The organism is Candidatus Dojkabacteria bacterium, assembly GCA_016927995.1.
In the GTDB taxonomy this organism is placed as follows: Bacteria; Patescibacteriota; Dojkabacteria; order JAFGLO01; family JAFGLO01; genus JAFGLO01.
Genome location: JAFGLO010000007.1, coordinates 42,093 through 60,667, shown reverse-complemented (window position 1 = coordinate 60,667; position 18,575 = coordinate 42,093). Strand labels below are relative to the sequence as shown.

18 protein-coding genes are annotated in these 18,575 nt (G+C 37.9%); 5 read left to right on the top strand and 13 right to left on the bottom strand.

The annotated features are described in order from the left end of the window. Positions 1–18 precede the first annotated feature (18 nt). The 3 genes from JW962_02070 to JW962_02060 are packed head-to-tail and all read right to left on the bottom strand — an operon-like array spanning position 19 to position 3,144. Positions 19–1,365 carry a MiaB/RimO family radical SAM methylthiotransferase gene (locus tag JW962_02070; protein ID MBN1374098.1) on the bottom strand — a complete coding sequence of 449 codons (1,347 nt, stop codon included), beginning with the start codon at positions 1,363–1,365 and terminating at the stop codon, positions 19–21. A 21-nt stretch (positions 1,366–1,386) separates the two neighbouring features. After that, a complete protein-coding gene (rmuC, locus tag JW962_02065) occupies positions 1,387–2,700 on the bottom strand; it encodes a DNA recombination protein RmuC (protein ID MBN1374097.1) in 1,314 nt (437 codons plus the stop codon). After that, the gene (locus JW962_02060) at positions 2,701–3,144 is read right to left on the bottom strand and encodes an isoprenylcysteine carboxylmethyltransferase family protein (GenBank protein MBN1374096.1); all 444 of its coding nucleotides are present in this window, start codon (positions 3,142–3,144) and stop codon (positions 2,701–2,703) included. 134 nt (positions 3,145–3,278) lie between these two features. Here JW962_02060 and JW962_02055 point away from each other — a divergent pair, with 134 nt between their 5' ends. Beyond that, positions 3,279–3,887 carry a 3'-5' exonuclease gene (locus JW962_02055; protein ID MBN1374095.1) on the top strand — a complete coding sequence of 203 codons (609 nt, stop codon included), beginning with the start codon at positions 3,279–3,281 and terminating at the stop codon, positions 3,885–3,887. 23 nt (positions 3,888–3,910) lie between these two features. Here JW962_02055 and JW962_02050 read toward each other — a convergent pair whose 3' ends face one another. Further along, positions 3,911–4,930 carry a DHH family phosphoesterase gene (locus tag JW962_02050; GenBank protein ID MBN1374094.1) on the bottom strand — a complete coding sequence of 340 codons (1,020 nt, stop codon included), beginning with the start codon at positions 4,928–4,930 and terminating at the stop codon, positions 3,911–3,913. Positions 4,931–5,039: 109 nt separating this feature from the next. On the opposite strand from JW962_02050, the gene JW962_02045 reads away from it, so the two are divergent. After that, positions 5,040–5,597 carry an HD domain-containing protein gene (locus JW962_02045; GenBank protein ID MBN1374093.1) on the top strand — a complete coding sequence of 186 codons (558 nt, stop codon included), beginning with the start codon at positions 5,040–5,042 and terminating at the stop codon, positions 5,595–5,597. 42 nt (positions 5,598–5,639) lie between these two features. Here the strand turns inward: JW962_02045 and JW962_02040 are convergent, their stop codons facing one another. From JW962_02040 to JW962_02015, 6 genes are all read right to left on the bottom strand, one after another. After that, a complete protein-coding gene (locus tag JW962_02040; protein MBN1374092.1) occupies positions 5,640–6,140 on the bottom strand; it encodes a hypothetical protein in 501 nt (166 codons plus the stop codon). Positions 6,141–6,319: 179 nt separating this feature from the next. Next, on the bottom strand, positions 6,320–6,721 hold the full coding sequence (locus tag JW962_02035) for a hypothetical protein (protein ID MBN1374091.1): 402 nt from the start codon (positions 6,719–6,721) through the stop codon (positions 6,320–6,322). Then, positions 6,721–7,173: a hypothetical protein gene (locus tag JW962_02030; GenBank protein MBN1374090.1), complete on the bottom strand. Its 453-nt coding sequence runs from the start codon at positions 7,171–7,173 to the stop codon at positions 6,721–6,723. The genes JW962_02035 and JW962_02030 overlap by 1 nt, the downstream gene beginning before the upstream one ends. Before the next feature lie 100 nt (positions 7,174–7,273). Beyond that, entirely contained in the window at positions 7,274–7,813 is a 540-nt protein-coding gene (locus JW962_02025) for a hypothetical protein (protein ID MBN1374089.1), read from the bottom strand. A 5-nt stretch (positions 7,814–7,818) separates the two neighbouring features. After that, positions 7,819–8,958 carry an ABC transporter permease gene (locus tag JW962_02020; GenBank protein MBN1374088.1) on the bottom strand — a complete coding sequence of 380 codons (1,140 nt, stop codon included), beginning with the start codon at positions 8,956–8,958 and terminating at the stop codon, positions 7,819–7,821. 63 nt (positions 8,959–9,021) lie between these two features. Beyond that, on the bottom strand, positions 9,022–9,783 hold the full coding sequence (locus JW962_02015; GenBank protein MBN1374087.1) for an ABC transporter ATP-binding protein: 762 nt from the start codon (positions 9,781–9,783) through the stop codon (positions 9,022–9,024). A gap of 307 nt (positions 9,784–10,090) precedes the next feature. Between JW962_02015 and JW962_02010 the strand changes: the two genes are divergently transcribed. Together JW962_02010 and JW962_02005 are read left to right on the top strand one after the other, a co-directional pair. Beyond that, on the top strand, positions 10,091–11,707 hold the full coding sequence (locus JW962_02010) for a hypothetical protein (protein ID MBN1374086.1): 1,617 nt from the start codon (positions 10,091–10,093) through the stop codon (positions 11,705–11,707). A gap of 195 nt (positions 11,708–11,902) precedes the next feature. Further along, positions 11,903–13,615, top strand: a complete 1,713-nt coding sequence (locus JW962_02005; GenBank protein ID MBN1374085.1) for an ABC-F family ATP-binding cassette domain-containing protein — start codon at positions 11,903–11,905, stop codon at positions 13,613–13,615. Positions 13,616–13,663: 48 nt separating this feature from the next. Here JW962_02005 and JW962_02000 read toward each other — a convergent pair whose 3' ends face one another. The 3 genes from JW962_02000 to lysS form a co-directional block, all read right to left on the bottom strand. After that, positions 13,664–14,581: a 2-oxoacid ferredoxin oxidoreductase gene (locus JW962_02000; GenBank protein ID MBN1374084.1), complete on the bottom strand. Its 918-nt coding sequence runs from the start codon at positions 14,579–14,581 to the stop codon at positions 13,664–13,666. Between the two features lie 4 nt (positions 14,582–14,585). Continuing rightward, complete coding sequence (locus JW962_01995) at positions 14,586–16,331, bottom strand: 2-oxoacid:acceptor oxidoreductase subunit alpha (GenBank protein MBN1374083.1); 1,746 nt, start codon at positions 16,329–16,331, stop codon at positions 14,586–14,588. Positions 16,332–16,448: 117 nt separating this feature from the next. Next, the gene (lysS, locus tag JW962_01990; GenBank protein MBN1374082.1) at positions 16,449–17,981 is read right to left on the bottom strand and encodes a lysine--tRNA ligase; all 1,533 of its coding nucleotides are present in this window, start codon (positions 17,979–17,981) and stop codon (positions 16,449–16,451) included. A gap of 77 nt (positions 17,982–18,058) precedes the next feature. Here lysS and JW962_01985 point away from each other — a divergent pair, with 77 nt between their 5' ends. Beyond that, positions 18,059–18,490, top strand: a complete 432-nt coding sequence (locus tag JW962_01985) for a hypothetical protein (GenBank protein ID MBN1374081.1) — start codon at positions 18,059–18,061, stop codon at positions 18,488–18,490. Positions 18,491–18,575: the final 85 nt, after the last annotated feature.

Below are 18,575 nucleotides of genomic sequence, written 5' to 3'. Positions count from 1 at the left end.
AGAGCCTCAATTTGACCCCTAAAACACTTTTACCCTAATTCCATACCTCCCACCGTATGTTATTTTTCCTTTTAGAACTTTGCCGATCGAATTAGGGGGTAAATTTAGTATCTCGACAAATTGGTAGGTGTCCATAAAGCCAATCTTTTGAGTTTTGGCAATTACAGTAACTTCTTTACCTAAAAGGGCTTTGTTTTTGCTTTCAAAAATTTTGTCGGTAACCTCGATAAGTATTTGCTTTCGCTTCTTCTTTTCGGCTAAGGGAATATCATCCGGGAAAACCTTTGCGGCAATCGAAAACGGACGTTCCGAATAGTAGGCAAGAAAAACTTTATTAAACTGAATTTGGTTTAGTATTTCGACAGTCTCATTAAACTCATTTTTTGTTTCGCTCGGAAATCCAACAATAATATCGGTAGTAAGATATAAAAGTTTGCCGGTATTCATTTCTTTTGATCTAATATAGTCAATTAGCTTGAGATACTTCCGGGTAGTATAGGTCCGATTCATCTTTTTAAGAATTCTATTGCTGCCGGCTTGCAATGGAAGTCCAAGGTATTTAAGCATTTTGGGTTCTTTGAAGATATAATCAATAATTTCATTTGTTATAAAACTTGGGTGCGGGCTTAAGAATGTTACAAAAAATTCGCCATCTATTCGACAGACTGACTTAAGCAGATCAAGAAAGGTTTTGCCGTCTTGGCTCCATTTATCAACTATTTGTCCAAGCAGTACAATTATCTTTTTTCCGGAGCTTAGGGCTGTTTCCACGTCGGCAATAATAGCTTTTTTTGTTCTGCAAAATTCTTCACCGCGTGAAAACGGTACAATACAGTAGGTACAAAACTGACTGCATCCTGTCATTATTGGGATATATGCCTCTATACCGTCGGGGGTATGTTTTTGCTGGAGTTGAAGATAGGAGGAAGGCGTACGTTCATTTATTGTAATAGGGGAGTCACTCCCCTTCCCTAATTTGCTTAATTTTTGCGGAAGCCGTTTAATATCTCGTAAATCGATGTAGATATCAATAGAATTTCCGGACTTTTGTTTAAGATTTCTTACATTTTCCTGTGTATTTTTGCATACGGAATTTTTATGATCGCGGCGCACCATACATCCGGTTAGAACGGTTAAAACGGGTTTATTTTTCCCCCTACTTCGCTTTAAGTCTCTAATGTGGTTAAGTGTTTTGGCCTCGGCCCTTTCCCTGACACTACAGCTGACTGCAATAAATATGTCAGTATCTTCTACGGATTTTGTTTCGGTAAATCCGGCATTATCTAATATAGTACGAATTCGATTGCTGTCAGTAATATTCATCTGGCAACCGTAGGTTTTAATGTAGTAAAATTGTGCTTTCATGCAAGTAGTCTAAAGAGATATTTATTCCTCAAGGAGTGGTATATTTTCGGTTTCTTCTGGTTCTTTGTTGGTTCCAATTGGTAATTGCTCGACCTTTGTAAGTTTTCTGGATATTGTTGTGGTTTTGGAGTTGGCTTGCTTAAGAGTATTTTGTACGGTAGCAAGCTGACTTTCAGCCTTTGTAAGAATAATTCCAAATTTACCGAACTCTTCTTTGATTGTGGTTAAAAGATTCCATACTTCACTTGTACGCTTTTCAATTGCAAGGGTTCTAAATCCAATTTGTAGACTGTTTAGAAAAGCAGCAACAGTATTTGGACCCATTACCACGATGTGAAATTCACGCTGAAGCTGCTCACAAAGCCCGATCTGTTGGGTGACTTCGGCGTATAACCCTTCGATTGGAAGGTACAGGATTCCAAAGTCAGTTGTGTTTGGGGGATCAATATATTTGTCAAAAATATCTTTAGCCTCCGATTTAATTCTAAGTTGAATTGCTTTTTGTGCAAGTAAGATTGTTTCTTTTTCGGCGGTTTCCTGAGCTTTTATAAGCCGCTCGTAATCCTCCATTGGGAATTTAACATCGATAGGGAGATAAAGGAATGAGCCTTTCTCTTTTTTATCTGGAATTTTGATTGCAAATTCGACAACTTCGTGACTTCCTTGTTTGGTTGATACGTTAGTGTCGTACTGTTCTGGTGTTAAGATTTGTTCTAAAAGGCTTCCAAGCTGAACCTCACCCCAGGTACCTCTAACTTTTACACCTGATAATACCTTTTTAAGGTCACCTACGCCTTGAGCAAGATTTTGCATTTCACCCAGTCCTTTATAAACTTGTTCCAGCCTGTCATTTACAAGCTTAAATTTTTCACCGAGGCGTTTGTCAAGGGTTTCAGTAAGTTTCTCATCGACTGTAGAACGCATTTTATCAAGCTGAATGGTGTTATCTTCACGAATTGAATCAAGCTTCTTTTCGATTGTCAGCCTTACATCTTCCATTTGTTTTTGAGTATTTTGATTAACTTTTGATAGGCTATCGGAAAATTGTGAAAAGTTTTTGTTTTGTAGAAGTGCAAACGAGCTTATTCGTTTATCGAGTGAATCACCAAAGTCTTTAACGTTTTTTCCAAGCTCTTCGCGGGTGGCACGCTGGTTGTCGGCATTTTCGCGGCGACTCTGAGCCATTTCTTCCTTGAATAGTGGTTCCAGACGTTTAACATTTGTATTGATTTCGTTTTCAAGGGAATCAGTCGAGTGTTTTTTCCCAAATAATAATAAAGCAAGAACTAACACTTGAAGCGCAATTATTATAATAACAAGAGTTTCTATGTTCATTTAAAAAAGTGTTTTCTTTTTATAATTAATGTAGTCCTCACCAAAACGGGTAATAAGGTCTTTTTCTTCTTCTCTTGCAAAGTAAAATAACACCGGAATTAGAATAAATAAGGTGGTCAGGATTCCGGCAATTGATTGATTCCAAATTCCTGCTCCGAGATAGGTTATGGCAACAGCTGTGTATAACGGATGTCTTACAATTGAGTAAATTCCGGTGGTAACAAGGGTTTTGGAACTTTCAAAAAAAGCAGTTTGAATTGAAAGATTATTTAAGCCAATGGTATACATTGTAATTCCAAGGAAAAACATTATTATTCCGACGGTTTCGAGCCATGTGGGCCCTTCATATTGAGAACTAAAGAACTGGATTAGAAAAAAGACTATTGCATAAATAAAAACACGGACCAGTGACCGATTTAAGATTGAATTCTGGGTATTAGGCATGACCTTTATTTTAACTTATCTATACATAGATATTATCAGTAGTTTAAACTTTTAACAATGACTAAAGTTGACATCCAGCAAGATTTAATCACACAGGGGGTAAGGTAATAAACTAAATTACTGTATAATTGTGTATGAGACTTTTTGATGGAACAGACAATTTTGTGGTTGTTGACGTGGAAACCACTGGTCTTTCGTATTCAGACGCACGTGTAATTGAGATTGGTGCAGTAAAAGTTGAACATGGCAACGTAACAGCTAAATTTGATAAATTGATAAAAACGGTTGACGATATTTCTTTGGGCACAACACTTTTAACCGGTATTACTCAGGAGGAATTTGACCAAAATGCCAAGGATCCCGTTAAGGCTATTAAGGAGTTTCGTGATTTTATTGAAGATTTTGTGTTTATTGCGCACAATGTTTATTTTGATTTTGACTTTGTTAACTCGGAATTTTATAGATATGATCAACCAATTGTTGTTGCACCTAGGCTTTGCAGCGTAAGGGTTGCTCGTAAAGGCATGCCATACCTCCCCTCATATAAGCTTGGCTTTTTAAAAGATTATATGGGACTTAAGTTTAGATCCCACCGCGGGCTTGACGATGCTATGGTTGCACTTGAAATAGTAAATCGGTACGGCGATCTAGTGCCATTAGATAATACTGTAGTCGACGACAAGCGGTATGGAAATATCGCAGTGATTCCTATGTTTGGGAAAATATCCGGGAAAAAAGGCTAAGTTCAAGCTCAACCGTAACTGTATTAACAATTTTTAATTATCTGTTTAACTTTTTTTATAGCCTCTTTTATATCTTTTGCCTCAAACTCTGCTCCTGATGCTGGTTTATGTCCTCCTCCACCAAGTGCTTTTGAAAATATTGAGGTATCAATGCCGGCAGCGTTATCAGCCCTAAACGAAACTCTAAAAGTTTTTTTATTATCAGTATGTGGAGTAATAGTAAATCCCCATTTATTTCCATTTGCGGCACGTAAATATGTATGAACATATGAATGATTTGCCTCCCCTGCCTCATATTTTGTGCCCTTTGTTTCCTTAAACCAATTATTTAAAAATTCACGACTATAAAAACTGTATGTATAATCAGATGTAACTACAGTATTTTTTAAGAGTTCTGCAATAATAAGTAGTTGAGACCGTGTATATCGCACCATTTTGTTTGATAGTTCTTCAATTAGAATTCCGTGTTTAAAACATTCTGTTACCAATGCAAATGTTGACTTTGGATACCTTAGGGGGTATAGAAATCGCCCGGTATCGGCGACAATTGAAGTAAGTAGTGCTTCTGCGGAATCTCGATCAAGTGTTATTATGTCGTTGAGTATTTCGTAGATCAATTCGGCTGTTGAAGAGGTCTCTTTCTGAATGTATAGGTCAACACCCATTTTATTAATAATTGGATGGTGGTCAATAATCACTGTTTTAATTTTAGCTTTTGTTATCTTGGCTTTTAGCTTCTCCGGATCTTCCTTGGCAAATCGTTTAAACTCATTTCCGTCAAGGAAAATTAATAAATCAGGCTTTTGATCCGCAATTGTTTTTACTAAGGGCTGTAGTTTTATTTTATCGGAAAATTTTATAAACGATAGATTTTTTGCAAACCCATCGTCTACCGACATAATAATCTTCTTGTCAGGATAGTTGGATTTTAATATCTGATATAAAAAGGAAAGGGAACCAATTGCGTCAGGGTCAGGGGAAATATGTGCAGTGATTGCAATCTTCCTTGCAGATGAAAGGACATCTTTTAATTGTTTATCCACAGTTGAGCAGTTGATGAGTTTAAGTCGAATTTTTGATTATAGTTAATACGTAATATTAAGTAAAGTCTGGTATACTAGCTTGAGCAGATAATATAAACAGGCGATACATATGACACGTGAAGCTGCAATGCAAATTGTCGATGAGCTTATCGACAAACCCAATCTTAAAAAGCATATGCTTGCTGTAGAAGCAGCTATGATAGCTTATGCCAAAAGATTTAACGAAAATCCTGAGCTTTGGGGAATTGCCGGACTTTTACATGATGCTGATTGGGAGAAATATCCGGATGAACATCCTGCAATTATTGTAAAGAAGTTAAGGGAAATGGGCGAAACTGACCTTGCTCATGCTGTTAATTCTCACGGATACGGATATAAAGACTGGGATAAGCGTGGCGGAGAAAAGCCCGAAAGTTTAATGGCTAAAACGCTTTGGGCTGTCGATGAACTTACTGGATTTATTATTGCTTGCTCACTTGTTCGGCCTGACAAAATTGATGGATTAGAGGTTAAATCGGTTCTTAAACGGTTTAAAGAGAAAAGTTTTGCCTCAAACGTTGATCGGGATGTGATTTCCAAAGGGGCTGCGGAGATAGGTGTTTCAATAGAAGAGCATATTCAAACGGTTATTATTGCTATGCGAGGAATAAAGGATAAATTATTTTAGAAACGTCCCTGCTACGCAGGACAAGTCGCGGACATGTCCCTACTATTTCACTACTCTATAAATCCATAAATACTCATTGTGACGAGTTGGAAAACGATATTCCTTTAAAAGTAGCTTTTTGTAAAGCCTTAGGTTTTTGGTTTTGGGTATTTCGAACATATTGCTAATTACCAAAACACCAGGTTTAAGTTCTTTTTCGATTTTAGGGATTATTATCTGTTTCATAAATTCAGGCATTAAGAAAACATATAAAACATCGGCCTTGCTTATATCAACATTTCTTATATCACCGAGGATTAGCTTTAAATCTTTTGATCTATTAAGTAAAAACAGCTTTCTAATCCAGGCGAGTGGAAACACAATTGGGTCTTTTTCCACGCCAACTCCCTTGACTCCAGGTATCTTTTTTATAAGACAGGCTAGAACTTTTGCGTCTCCACAACCTAGATCGTAAATAATCGAGGCACGAGGAATAATTTTATGCTCTAGAATCTTTTGAATTGCAAGCTTCCCTGATGGAACAAATGGGACTTTGTCTCCCACCCTAAATGAAACAATTAAATATACAACTCTTATTACAATTAATATAAATAATAGTTGGCAGAGTAGTCTAATTGTTATTAGTACAGTGTAAAGACTCAATATTTTTATAATTCAAATACATTTTACGTGGTTCCACGGTTTAATCATTGAAACAGTAAAGGATTTTACAAGAATATTTTTTACTCTATGCAACAATCTACTGCTTCTTTTACCATTTTGCCAAGTTTTGACCAAAAATTTGATGATTTCTTCGAAGATTCGGTAGCTTTTGTTTGGGACTCGGTGTTTTTTGACAAAGTTATCGGGGTGGAATCCGATGCTAAGTTCTTTTTTGAGTAGATTGTAATTTCGATATCGCCTATCTCTAATTCAACCGATTCAATATATTCTTTGTTATTAAGTCTTGTATGTTCGAGTTCTGTATAGTCCGGAAATGTTTCACGCAGAAGTTTTGCAGTTTTTTTAAAATCACCAGGGTTTACTGAAAGTTTTAACGAACCGTTTGGTTCTTTTTTTATAACAGAAAAGGAGATATTAGCACGGCTGAGTGCTTCAAGAAATAAGGTAATAGCATTTTTCATTAGGATTTAGAGGTTGTTTTAATGTCAGTTACTTTGATTACTCCCATATTTAATGCCCAAAAGAGTGAGTATAAACCATAAGCTTTATCAAATAGATCCGTTGCTTCCTGAGAATCTCCCTGGGACAATTTTTTGGTTCCAACTTCCATTAGGCGATAACTTGCGGCCAAAAGATGCTTAGAAATACACCAGACTTCGCCTTCATAAGCCTTAATAATCTTTTTAAGAAGTTCTTTTCGCATCTCACGAATTTGATCTAACAGTTCGTAGTAAGCTGAATCACCCGTCTTGGCTCCGCTAAAGAAAAGATGTTCTTCAATACTGATTAAGTTCATAATTGCAATAGACAAGTCCTGATCTGCTGATAAATCCAGCTTGTTTTTCTTTTTAAGACTGTCATATTTTTCGACAAGTTCTTCTACATCTTTAATTTTTACGTCGGATTCTTTCATTTGCATTGAATTTTAGTTTAAGTGTTGGATTATACAGTGAAACAGTGAAACAGTGAAGTAGTAGAGACATGTCTATGACTTGCCTAGTAAAGAAGTGAAACTATTTATAAATGAAATAAAGAATGATGCTTGTTAAAAGTAATCCCGCAACCGGTAAAACGACCTTCTGAAACGGAAAAAAGCTTTTACCATTGTTTTTTTGTTTTAACAGATTGTGAATGTTGCTAAAAATTACAAAAGTGATTGAACCTACAGCCATTCCAAAAAGAAGCTTATCAATACCCCAAGGTATAGAGTAAGAGATAACATTTTGTGGATTACCTACAAGTCCAGTTAGGGTAAGCGGAATTAAAAACGCAGTAAAAACAGACAGAGTTATTAACAGATTTCTTCCTGGGAACTGTTTTCCTTTTTTATCGAATGCCGAAATAATCATAAAAATAATTGTAACGGCAATTGCACCTAACCATGTTCCTGTAATTGTGTCGTCAACTCCAAGGTATTTTGACAAGCCTGCACTTGCGGAAACGGCGACCAAACAAAGCGGACAGGCGGCGGTGAGTGCATTTACAAGAATAATAGATCCAACGGTTGCAATAACTCCTCCAGTGGTGCCTTTTGCTTTGTTTTTTTCTGTCATGATTGTTAGTCTGCTTCCCATTTAAAAACTCTGATGGCAACGAAATATATACCAATTCCCCATACGGATAAGGCTAAAAGTTCGGGCCATACGTCGACAAGGCTTAAGCCTTCAAATGCGATTTTCCTCATAGCATCATTAAAATATGTAAGTGGCAATGCTTTCCCAATTGATTGTAGCCAAGTCGGAAAGAATTCCATTTCAAAAAATGTGCCCGACAAAAGCATTTGAGGTAAAGTGATAATGTTTGCAAAAGGTGAAATTGCTGCATCTGTCTTTGCAATTCCGGATATCATAAAGCCGAATCCCATGAAGATTATAAGTCCTATAGCCGATAAAAGTACCATGCTTATAAATGTCTCCACTCCATTACTCAGAGTAAATCCAAGGAAGAAATATCCAAGTAAAATTACAAGCATTGCCTGAAGTAACGAAATGCTGAGTCTACTAAATGCTTCACCAACTATAACATAAAGTTTTTTAACAGGTGTTGCAAAAAAACGCTTTAGAACAAGGGTTTCTCGTAGTCTTAGGAATACAAACGCAGTTGCAAAAACACCCATGTTAAGTAGTGAAAAGCCTAATTGTCCTGGCAGGATAAAGTCTATTGCTTTGTATTTTCTACCCTCGACCTCCGATACTGAAAGTGATGTTAGGAATCCGTCTACCGGAGCTGCAGCAAGATTTATTTTGTCTGAAATTCCTGAAACAACATGTAAGAACTGTCCAGACATTTGGGAGGCGTTACTTACGGTGACCGTAATTTCGTACATCGGCAATTGATAGTCTCTTCGCTCGATGAAAATTTCCGCATCGAGTTTTCCCTTCTCAAGCTTTTCCAAGATCTCTGTATCTGAAAGGTCATATTCAAAGGTTACGCTTTCTGACTCACTAAGGCTTTCGAATATTGGGTTTGTTGTATCTGATCCTTTGCGAAGTGCTACGTCAAATGAAAGTCCCTGATCATCCAAAAGTCCAAAGATGCTTACAAAAATTATCGGGAAGATAAGTCCAAAAATTAGACTGCTTGGGCTTCGCAATGTTGAGATCATGCTAGCCTTTGTAATTGCAAGGAGTGCTTTTAGTTGATTATATTTTCTAGGAACCGGTTTTGTTTTTTTGTCTTGCTTTGTGCTTTTTGCCATTTAGTTTTTTTTTAAGTTATTGTTAACTTTCGGACAGGTTTTTAACCTATCCTTACGAAGATCTTATTCTCTAAGTTCTTTACCTGTTAAGTCAAGAAAAACATCGGCCAAACTTGCAGGTTTTATTACCTTTTTAGATTTGAATCCACGGTCCAGAAGCTCCTGAACAAGATTTTGGGGTGTGTCAATGGCTACAAGCTTACCATTATCCATAATTCCTACCCTATCGCACAGCTCTTCAGCTTCTTCCATGTAGTGGGTAGTCATAATTATTGTTACTCCTGTATCACGAATAGATCGTATTAAATCCCAAATGTTTACGCGAGTTTGCGGATCAAGACCTGTTGTTGGCTCGTCTAGAAATATTATCCTGGGACGGTTTATGAGCGTTACTGCAAGAGAAAACCGTTGCTTTTGTCCGCCTGACATTTTAGAAAATTCGACCTTGGCCTTGTCGCCCAGTCCAACAGAGTCAAGAACTTCTTTTGTATCAACCTTTACACCATAAAGTCCTTCAAAGAGTTGGATAAGTTGAGTTAAATTGAGTTTGGGATAAAATCCTGACTGTTGAAGCTGAATTCCAATAAGTCTTTTTATTTTGTTTGGATCTTTGTTTATTGAATACCCGGCAATGGTTACGTCGCCATCTGTTTCATCCCGGAGTGTTTCCATTATTTCAAGGGTTGTAGTTTTTCCTGCACCGTTAGGACCTAAAAGTCCAAAAATTTCGCCTTTATAAACATCAAAGCTTATGTCATTTACTGCGACTAGATTTCCGTACCGCTTAAAAAGGTTTTTTACTTCTATAATTTTTTCGCTTTTCATTTATTGAGGTAGATTAACTTACAAAACCTGTAAGTATACATTGTTTATTAAAATGAGTAAACAGTGCTTGGTGGATAGTTAGTGTGTGTTAGCCCTGGGGCCTGGGGAGCAAAATTAGCTAAATGACAGTACTCGTCGATTTCACAGAGAGATATAATGACACGTATCTTAAAATTGTCAGAGTTTGTACACACGGGAACATCTAATTTTGCTCCCCAGGCCCCAGGGCTAACACACCCTAGAGCCCATAGTTCACTTTTTTGTCACTAACTGATATAATGTTATCATTAACTTTATTCATTCATAAATGAAGAAATTCAATATAAAGGTTCTTGCCGGTGTTTTGACCGGACTTTTCTTGTCTGTATTTAGTTCTTTAGCCTTGGGATTTACAGGGCTTGTGGGATTTGCAGCACTTACAAATATTGAAGTCCCGTTAGCATCCCCCGTTATTGATTATACCGAAGGGCTTTTAAATGTTTCTTCATTTGTTCCATATCCATATGAGTTTACCGATATTACCGAGTCTTTACTTCCTGAACTTAAAAAAGCTACGGAGGAAGGTGGATATACCCTTGAAGAGCTTCTGAAAGAAATCGGACTTAACAATAAAGATATAAGTAGTATTCCGGAGAAAGATCGCCCATCGAAGGCAACATATGAATTTTCCTTTTCATCAGAGGAGAAAGATCTCGATACTCGAGAAACCTCTCTTGAAAGTTTTTCGATGACAATGAATATGCTAACCGACATAAGAACCCAGGATATAAAAGGTGATTTAACCGTTAATGTGAAGTCTTCTGAATGGGATGACACAGAAGAAGAAGAATACGATGCAATAAACGAAATGAATCTTGAATATGGGTATATTACAACAGACGAAATTATATTTGGAAAGGTCACAATAGATGAAGATTATGTGAAAGAGAATATGGACTCCGAAGCTTTAGAGTATGTTAACAAGTGGGTTTATTATGATATATCCGAGATTATTGAAATCTACAATGAACGATATAGCGATCAGATTGAAACAATAAATGAACCAACGGCTTTCGAGCTTACTGACGAAGAGTACAAGCTTATTGAGAAAATTCTAACAAGTGATGAAATTCAGCCTGAGATTGTTGACTTGCCCGGTAAGACATTTGATGACGGGCGTGCTCGTTGCTATATGTGGTACTGGGATGAGAAAAAGATTTCAGATTTTGTTGATTATCTTGAGAAGGAAATAGATTCCGAGGGTGATTTTTCAGATTTTGATGATCTTAAAGAGATGCACGTTTCATTTTGTACTGATAGAGTTACAATGAAACTTTATGAGATTGAATTTGGAATGACCATTGAAACCTCGTACTCCGGCTGGAATAATACCATTAAGATGAATTTTTCAATTGCCGTGGACGGATACGGAAAATACCTTGACATTTCCCTTCCTAAAGAAGCAAAAGATCTGGGTCCAATAATTGATGAAAATATTGACTGGGAAGAAGTTTTTGACGAACTTGAGCGTGGTGGATTTCCCGGTATGTTATCCCTTCCTGTAAGTGGTCTTGATGTTTCTTATGATCTGTCATATTACAACTACGAGGAAGACGTTGGTAATTATACTTTTAAATTTGAGTATGACGAAGAATTTAACTCAACAATATACAAATGTTTAAACGATGATTGTGTGTTGTCGGATTACGATGAGTACTATGACATGTTGGATGCTGCTAGGGGCTACATTTATGATTATGATTACGACGATGATGCAAACCGATATTACGAGTATTATACAACAGCTGATTATGTCTACACATTAACCTATGATTTAGATACATACGACTTTATTTCCGGGAAGAAGTGTCCGATAGGATCAAGTACCGGTTGTATTGAAATTACCGAGGATCAAACCTACGAAGAAATCGGGTATTGGAATTAGAACAGAAAAGAAGTGAAATAGTGAAGCAGTAAAATAGTTAGGACGTGTCTCTGACTTGTCCGGTAAAATAGTAAGCAGTAACTGTTTTGGGGTTCACTTAAGTATTTCTCATTGGTTATCTGACTCACGTATTCATCAACTTTCTAGCTTACCTCAGCCAACGGCTGATCCGCCTTTGGCAGAAACCTATTAACTATGGAACTTATTAAACTTGAAAATATACAAAAATATTACGGCACTACGCTGATTTTTGAAGATGTAAATGCTACTGTGCTAGATCGATCAAGAATTGGGCTTCTGGGTGCCAATGGTATAGGGAAAAGTACATTTTGTAATATTATTGCCGGTATTGATACTGAAATTGCAGGTAGTGTTTGGCAGAAGCCGGGGTGTGAAGTTGCTTACTTTCGTCAGTTGTATAGAGATTACGAAACTTCTGAGCTTAATAAAACTGTTTATGACTACGTTGTTGAGTCACAAAAGGCTCTCTTGGATATAGAAACCAAGTATTATGAAGCTTTAAAAACAATTTCCAATGACTCCTCCCCTAAGAATATGCAGAAACTTGCTGTTGCGCAGGCAGAATATGAACGTCGCGAAGGCTACTCACTTATTGATCGGGTTGAGAGTACGTTAGAAGGATTAGGAATAAGGCAAGATGGTTCAGGGTTTCGGAATATTCGTTGGGACAGCAGGCTTATGGATCTCTCAGGTGGTGAGCGTAAAATCGTAGAATTGGCAACAATTCTTGTGGGCAAGGGCTTTGACGTTATGATTCTTGATGAACCATTAACTCACCTTGATATGCATGCCCGAGAATGGTTTATTGAGTTTATAAAAGGCTTTAAGGGTGCTGTGATTATTGTTTCTCATGATAGATATGTTTTAGATGAACTTGTGGATACGGTTTGGACCTTTGAACAGAAAAAGTTTAGAGAGATGAAGGGAAATTATAGTAAGTATAAGGCTGTTAGAGGTTCCGAAATTGATTCCATAAAACATAATTGGGATTTGTATCAGAGAGAACTTAAAGATAAACAAAAGAAGCTTATACGGGCTGCTGAATGGATGCGTGCAGCCGGATACGAAGGCGGTGCAGTTACGCTTTATAAAAAACTTAAACGTGAGGTTACTGAACTTAAGGAAAATCCTCCACCCGACCCGCGTGATTTTGAAAAGATTTTTGAGTTGACCTCCGGGAAGGTCGAACGCTCCGGTCAGATTACGGTTAGGTTTAGAGATTTTAGCTTTGGGTTTAAAGGTAAGCCGCTTTTTGAAAATGTAAATATTGAACTTAACAACGGTCAAAAGAGAAGACTGGCTGGGAATAATGGAAGTGGTAAAACCACTCTTTTAAAGATTATTCTTACGAAGTATTGTTTGGACAGAAATTCTGTAGGAATGGGTTTGAAACCTGTCCCGGAAGAGTTTGGTATAAGTAAGTTTTTTGCTGAATATTCAAAGGTTATTGAGTCCTCCGATATTTATATTGGTCCCAGTGTTTCAATTGGATATTACTCTCAAAGTCAATCTAACCTGCCCGAGAAGCTTAAGGTGAATCAGTTTTTACACTCCTTGGGTTTGGAAAAACGTGGTCAGGTTTACTCGATGCTAAGGCGCTTTTCGTTTGAGCGCGACGACGAGCACAAGCTTATTAGGGATTTATCTGGTGGTGAAAAATCGCGCCTTCAGCTTATGAAAATAATGATAGATTCTCCCAATTTTCTGCTTCTCGATGAACCTGTTAACCACTTGGATATTGAGTCTCGTGAAATTGTCACCGAATTTTTAAGGCGGTATCAGGGAAGTATCTTGATTATTTCACACGATAAGTATTTAGCTGACCAGGTGGTGGACAAGGAGTGGATGGTGGAAAAGAAGGGTGTTGTATTAAGTCCTTCTCCTTAATAATGTTGATCCCAAGGCGTTGTTTTTTATCCGTGGTATAAGGCTCGTCTACTTAAACTCCTCCATTAAATCATCAATATTGGGGACTTGCGTCTGGCTAACTAGTGAACCTTTCTTAAGCGGCTCAAACTTATCAACCAGTGTGTCTTTTTCTTGCCTGTAGAATACCCCAAGTGGTATTTTGTCCTCACGGAGTGCAAGCTCCATTGCCTTAAGTTTGTTTGCACTGTCGTGTGCTTCTATGTTCATATTTCTTACCATTGATTCGTCAATATCAACTTCCGATCGGTATGGATCTTGTGTTTCTAAACCGTAAACCATGTCTTTGTAATATTCAAGCATATCAATTTTACTCCAAGTTACGCATTGGGTAAGAATGTCTACAATTGCGAACCCTTTATGAAGAATTGCCTTTTTAATAATCTGTTTTAGATGTTGTGGCTGACCCACCCACCCACGGGCAACAAATGTTGCTCCTACTGCGATTGCCGTGGAAACGGGATTTAATGGTTCGTCTACAGCTCCGTATGGTGTGGAAACGGTTTGAACTCCTTTTGGTGTTGTGGGTGAGGTCTGGCCTGTGGTTAATCCATAAATCTGATTATCATATACCAATACGGTTATATCTTCGTTTCTTTGGGCTAAGGAAAGAAAGTGTGCTGCGCCCTCCCAAAACATTCCACCATCACCTATTATTGAGATAACAGGTAGCTTGTGGTTTGCGTACTTTGCGCCAACGGCTGGTAATAAAGATCTCCCATGTAATGATTTTACTGCGTAGGACCGAACTTTGTCGGCTCCATTTCCGTTACAGCCGATGTCGTAGGTGATAACAACCTCGTGAGGTGCGATCCCCATTTGGACCAAAAGCTGTGTCAGAAGTGCTTTTATTGTGAACGCGCCGCAACCTGGGCACCAGGTTGGTTCTATTCCCGTTTTGTAGTCATCATTTGTTACTGTTGTCATGGATTTATTTGATAAGATTAGTTAGCTGTTCTACTAATTCGTCCACAAAAAATGGCTTGCCATCGTAACGAAGGATAACGTGATCGGGCTTTCTGCCGGCAAGGGCAAGATCGTCTTTTAGTTGACCAGTTGAGTTGTTTTCTATAAGAATGAGCTTTTTGTAAGGTCTTAGGAGATTGCCCAGCTTTTCATGGTCAAGCGGATATAAGTATTTAAGTTGCAAAAAAGCAAATTGCCCAACGGCCTCGTTGCCTGATTGCTCTGATGCTCCATTGTTCAATTGCTTAATTGCATCTTCTATGGCTCCCTTTGTACTACCCCACCCTATGATTAGCGTTTTAGCATTCTTTGGTCCGGTAATTTCGGGTTGTGGCAAATCGGATTTAATTGCTGCGACCTTTTTCATGCGTTTGTCTTGCTGCTTTATGCGCATCTCCATATCTTCTGTTGAGTAACCCTCTTCTGAGTGCTCATCACTATTTGCAACATAAATTCCATCTTTTAGTCCTGGTATTGTGCGGGATGTTATACCGTCGTGGGTATCTGTAGTGTATCGTAAAAAGTTCTTGGGAATATCTTTTTCGGAAGTGATAAGTTTGCCACGATCAACTTTTACAGGCTTAAATTCAGGAGTATCATAAAAGCTTTCTGCGACGTGCTTGTCTGTAAGAATTATTACTGGACATTGGTATTTGTCGGCCATGTTAAGCGCCTCTGCAGTTAATTCATATGCTTCTTCGGGATCTCCCGGGGCAATTACAATACGTGGGAATTCGCCGTGGCTTGAAAACTTAACCATGTTAAGGTCGGACTGTTCCTGCCAGGTTGGTAACCCTGTAGCGGGTCCTGTTCGTTGTGCGTTAATAATTACCATAGGGATTTCCGAAATTCCAAGCACGCTTACAAATTCCGTCATAAGATCGTATCCACCGCCCGATGTTCCTACCATTGAGCGTAAACCTCCAAAACTGGCGCCTAAGGCCACTCCAATTGCTTCTATTTCCGTTGCGGATTGGCGTACTACTACACCCTTTTGGGGTCCGTGTTTTGCTAAGTAATGCAATATGTTTGTAGCAGGTGTCATTGGATATGCACTGTAAAACTTACCACCGGAAGATATAAAACTTAACGCACATGCTTCGTTTGCTGTGAGAACAAGCGATTCGTGGGGATTTTCCGGAAGCTTAAGCCCTGTTTTTATATCTAATTTTGTACCTTCTACTAAGTCAAAGCCTAGTTTTGCTGCAGCTTGATTAGATTTAATAATATCTTCCGACTTATGGGCAAAAATCTTTGACAAGGTTTTGTTAAGGGCATCTATTGGATAATCACAAGTCGCCATAATTACACCCATTTGAACGCTATTTTGCATTATGGCAGGATATTTGTTTTGCTCTAAGGTTTCTTTTATAGGGAGTGCAAGAATCTGTAGGTCTTTTCTATCTGTTTCTGGGAATTGTAGAGTTTTATCGTATATGATTACCCCGTTTGGGGAAAGCTCTGGGATGTGGATTTCGAGGGTCTCTTCGTCGAGTGCTAAAAGTATGTCGATTTTCTGGGTTGACGAGGCAATCGGTTCTACAGAGAAGTCAACCTGGAAGGTATTATGTCCACCACGGATTAGGGAGGGGTATTCTGTATATCCAAATGTGTAAAAGCCTAGGGTTTGAAGGGTTTTTTGCAAAAGTAGCCCTATTGATTTAATTCCTGCGCCTGCTGGTCCGCCGATCTTTATGGAAAATCTATTCATAAGTGATTTATTAAGATTAACAATCCATTATATATCGAAAATGGTTGTGGGTAAAATGACATGGATTTTTCCTTGTTGTAACCCTATGCCGGTTTAAACCCGCCCCTACGGAAATCATTATTTTGCAAGCACATATTTCTTCCCGTAAATCTTCTTTGTGGTTTCGTCCACGTCGTTTCGCATTTGCGGAAAAGGCACTCCTTCACGAGCAGTAACATCTTCGAAGAACCAAAAGACTCGCTCGCTCATGCCATAACCGAATGCAGGAGGCATTCCGTACTCAAGCATTTCCACAAAATCAATATCCATCATTTGAGCTTCAGAATCCCCTGCTTCACGCATGTCTTGCTGCTCTTTAAATCGTTCGAACTGATCTATTGGATCATTGAGTTCTGAAAATGCGTTAGCAAGCTCACTTCCTGCAATAATTGGGAAAAATCGTTCAACAATGTTAGTCCTTTCAGGATCAGACTTAGAAAGTGGCGACAAAAACTTAGGAATTCCAGTAACAAATATGGGACCGGCAATGTCTTTTCGGATTACTTTCCATAAATTGTCCACTACCCTGCTTCTGTTCATGTCTTTTTCTACGTGTCCCCCGGATTTTTTAAGTACAATCTTTAGGGACTCTACAGAATCATTGTAAATGTCAACGTTAAATCGGTCTTTTAGAAGTGTTCCAAAATCCTTTTCCTCCCACTCTTTGCTTAAATCAACGTCAAATCCACGAATTTTAAACTTTAGGGTTCCAAAAGTTTTTTTAATAACGTATCTAAAAAGCTCTTTTGTAAACTTCATTCCCTCTTTGAAATCTGCATAAGCCCAGTAAAATTCCATTGCAATATGCTCGGGTAAATGCTCTGCATCTATTCCTTCATTTCTAAATCGAGGACCAATATCAAATACCTTTTCATATCCGCCACCAAGTAGCCGCTTTAAAGGAAGCTCGTGAGATATTCGTAGGTAAAAAGCCTGATCTAATGCATCATAGTGGGTGACAAACGGCTTTGCGTCTGCGCCACCGGTTACAGCCTCTAATATGGGGATATTTATCTCAACAAACCCTGTTTGAATCATAAAATCACGCACTGCCTGCCAGAAAATGGAACGTTTAACAAATCGGTTGCGAACTTCAGGATTCATTGTCATGTCAAGATATCGCCTTCGAAATCTTTCTTCCTGATCGGACAAACCTGCCCATTTTTCGGGTAAGGGTCGAATAGCCTTTGTTAGAAGCTTAATGGTGTCAACTAATATTGAGATTTCGCCTGTTTGTGTTTTGGTAACTTCGCCAGTGGCTTCTACAATGTCACCAATATCTAAAAGCTTAAGTTCGGAAAATCCAAGTGTTTGAGTTTTAATATCTAGTGGTTTGATTTCATCTTTTTTTATATATAACTGAATTCTGCCTGATGCGTCCTGAATCGTTGCAAATGCAAGCTTTCCCATTTCGCGCTTTGTCATTATGCGACCAGTTAATGTAACAGTTTTGCCCTCGAAGTCTTTGTAATTTTCAACAATTTCATTATTACTATACTCTTTATTTGAGCGTGCAGGATATGGGTTAATTCCCAATTCTCTTAGCTTTTTAATCTTGGCAAGTCGCTGATTTCGTTGTCCAATTAGATCGCCTGTTGTAACCTTGCTCATCTATAGATTAAAGTATATTATTTAGAATAGCTAATTTTAGCACATCTACCGATATGTGGGAATTAATAGTGAGTAATATGGTTCCGCCACCTTTGGATTCTATGGGGCTTTTCTTTTCTCAATTGTCTACGTTCTGGTTGTATATTCTTATAAATGCGACCATAGAGGTCCCTATCTATTTGTTTATTACACGCTTTTCTAAAACCAAAACAGAATATAGTACATTTCAACTTATAACATTGTTTACAATTATGAATTTTGCAACTTACTCTATTTTTTTAACATATGTTGAAATGTCTTCGGAATACCTTTGGTTTTTTAAATTTTTTGAGATCGTACTTCTGGGAGAAATTTTTGTTGTTGTTACTGAGGCTATAATTTACAAAATCATGATGAAGGCTGAATGGTATAAAGCATTCGGCTTTTCTATTTTAGCAAACTTGGTATCCGCACCCATATGGTATGTTATAGGGCCATCGGCTACTTTTCTCTATTGGATTTTTAGCTAATACTTTGGCTCTTCTCTGAGGCTTTATCGTACAAATTTTTATTAAATATAAAGATCAAGCAAGCTTTAATAATTTCATTGGTTGC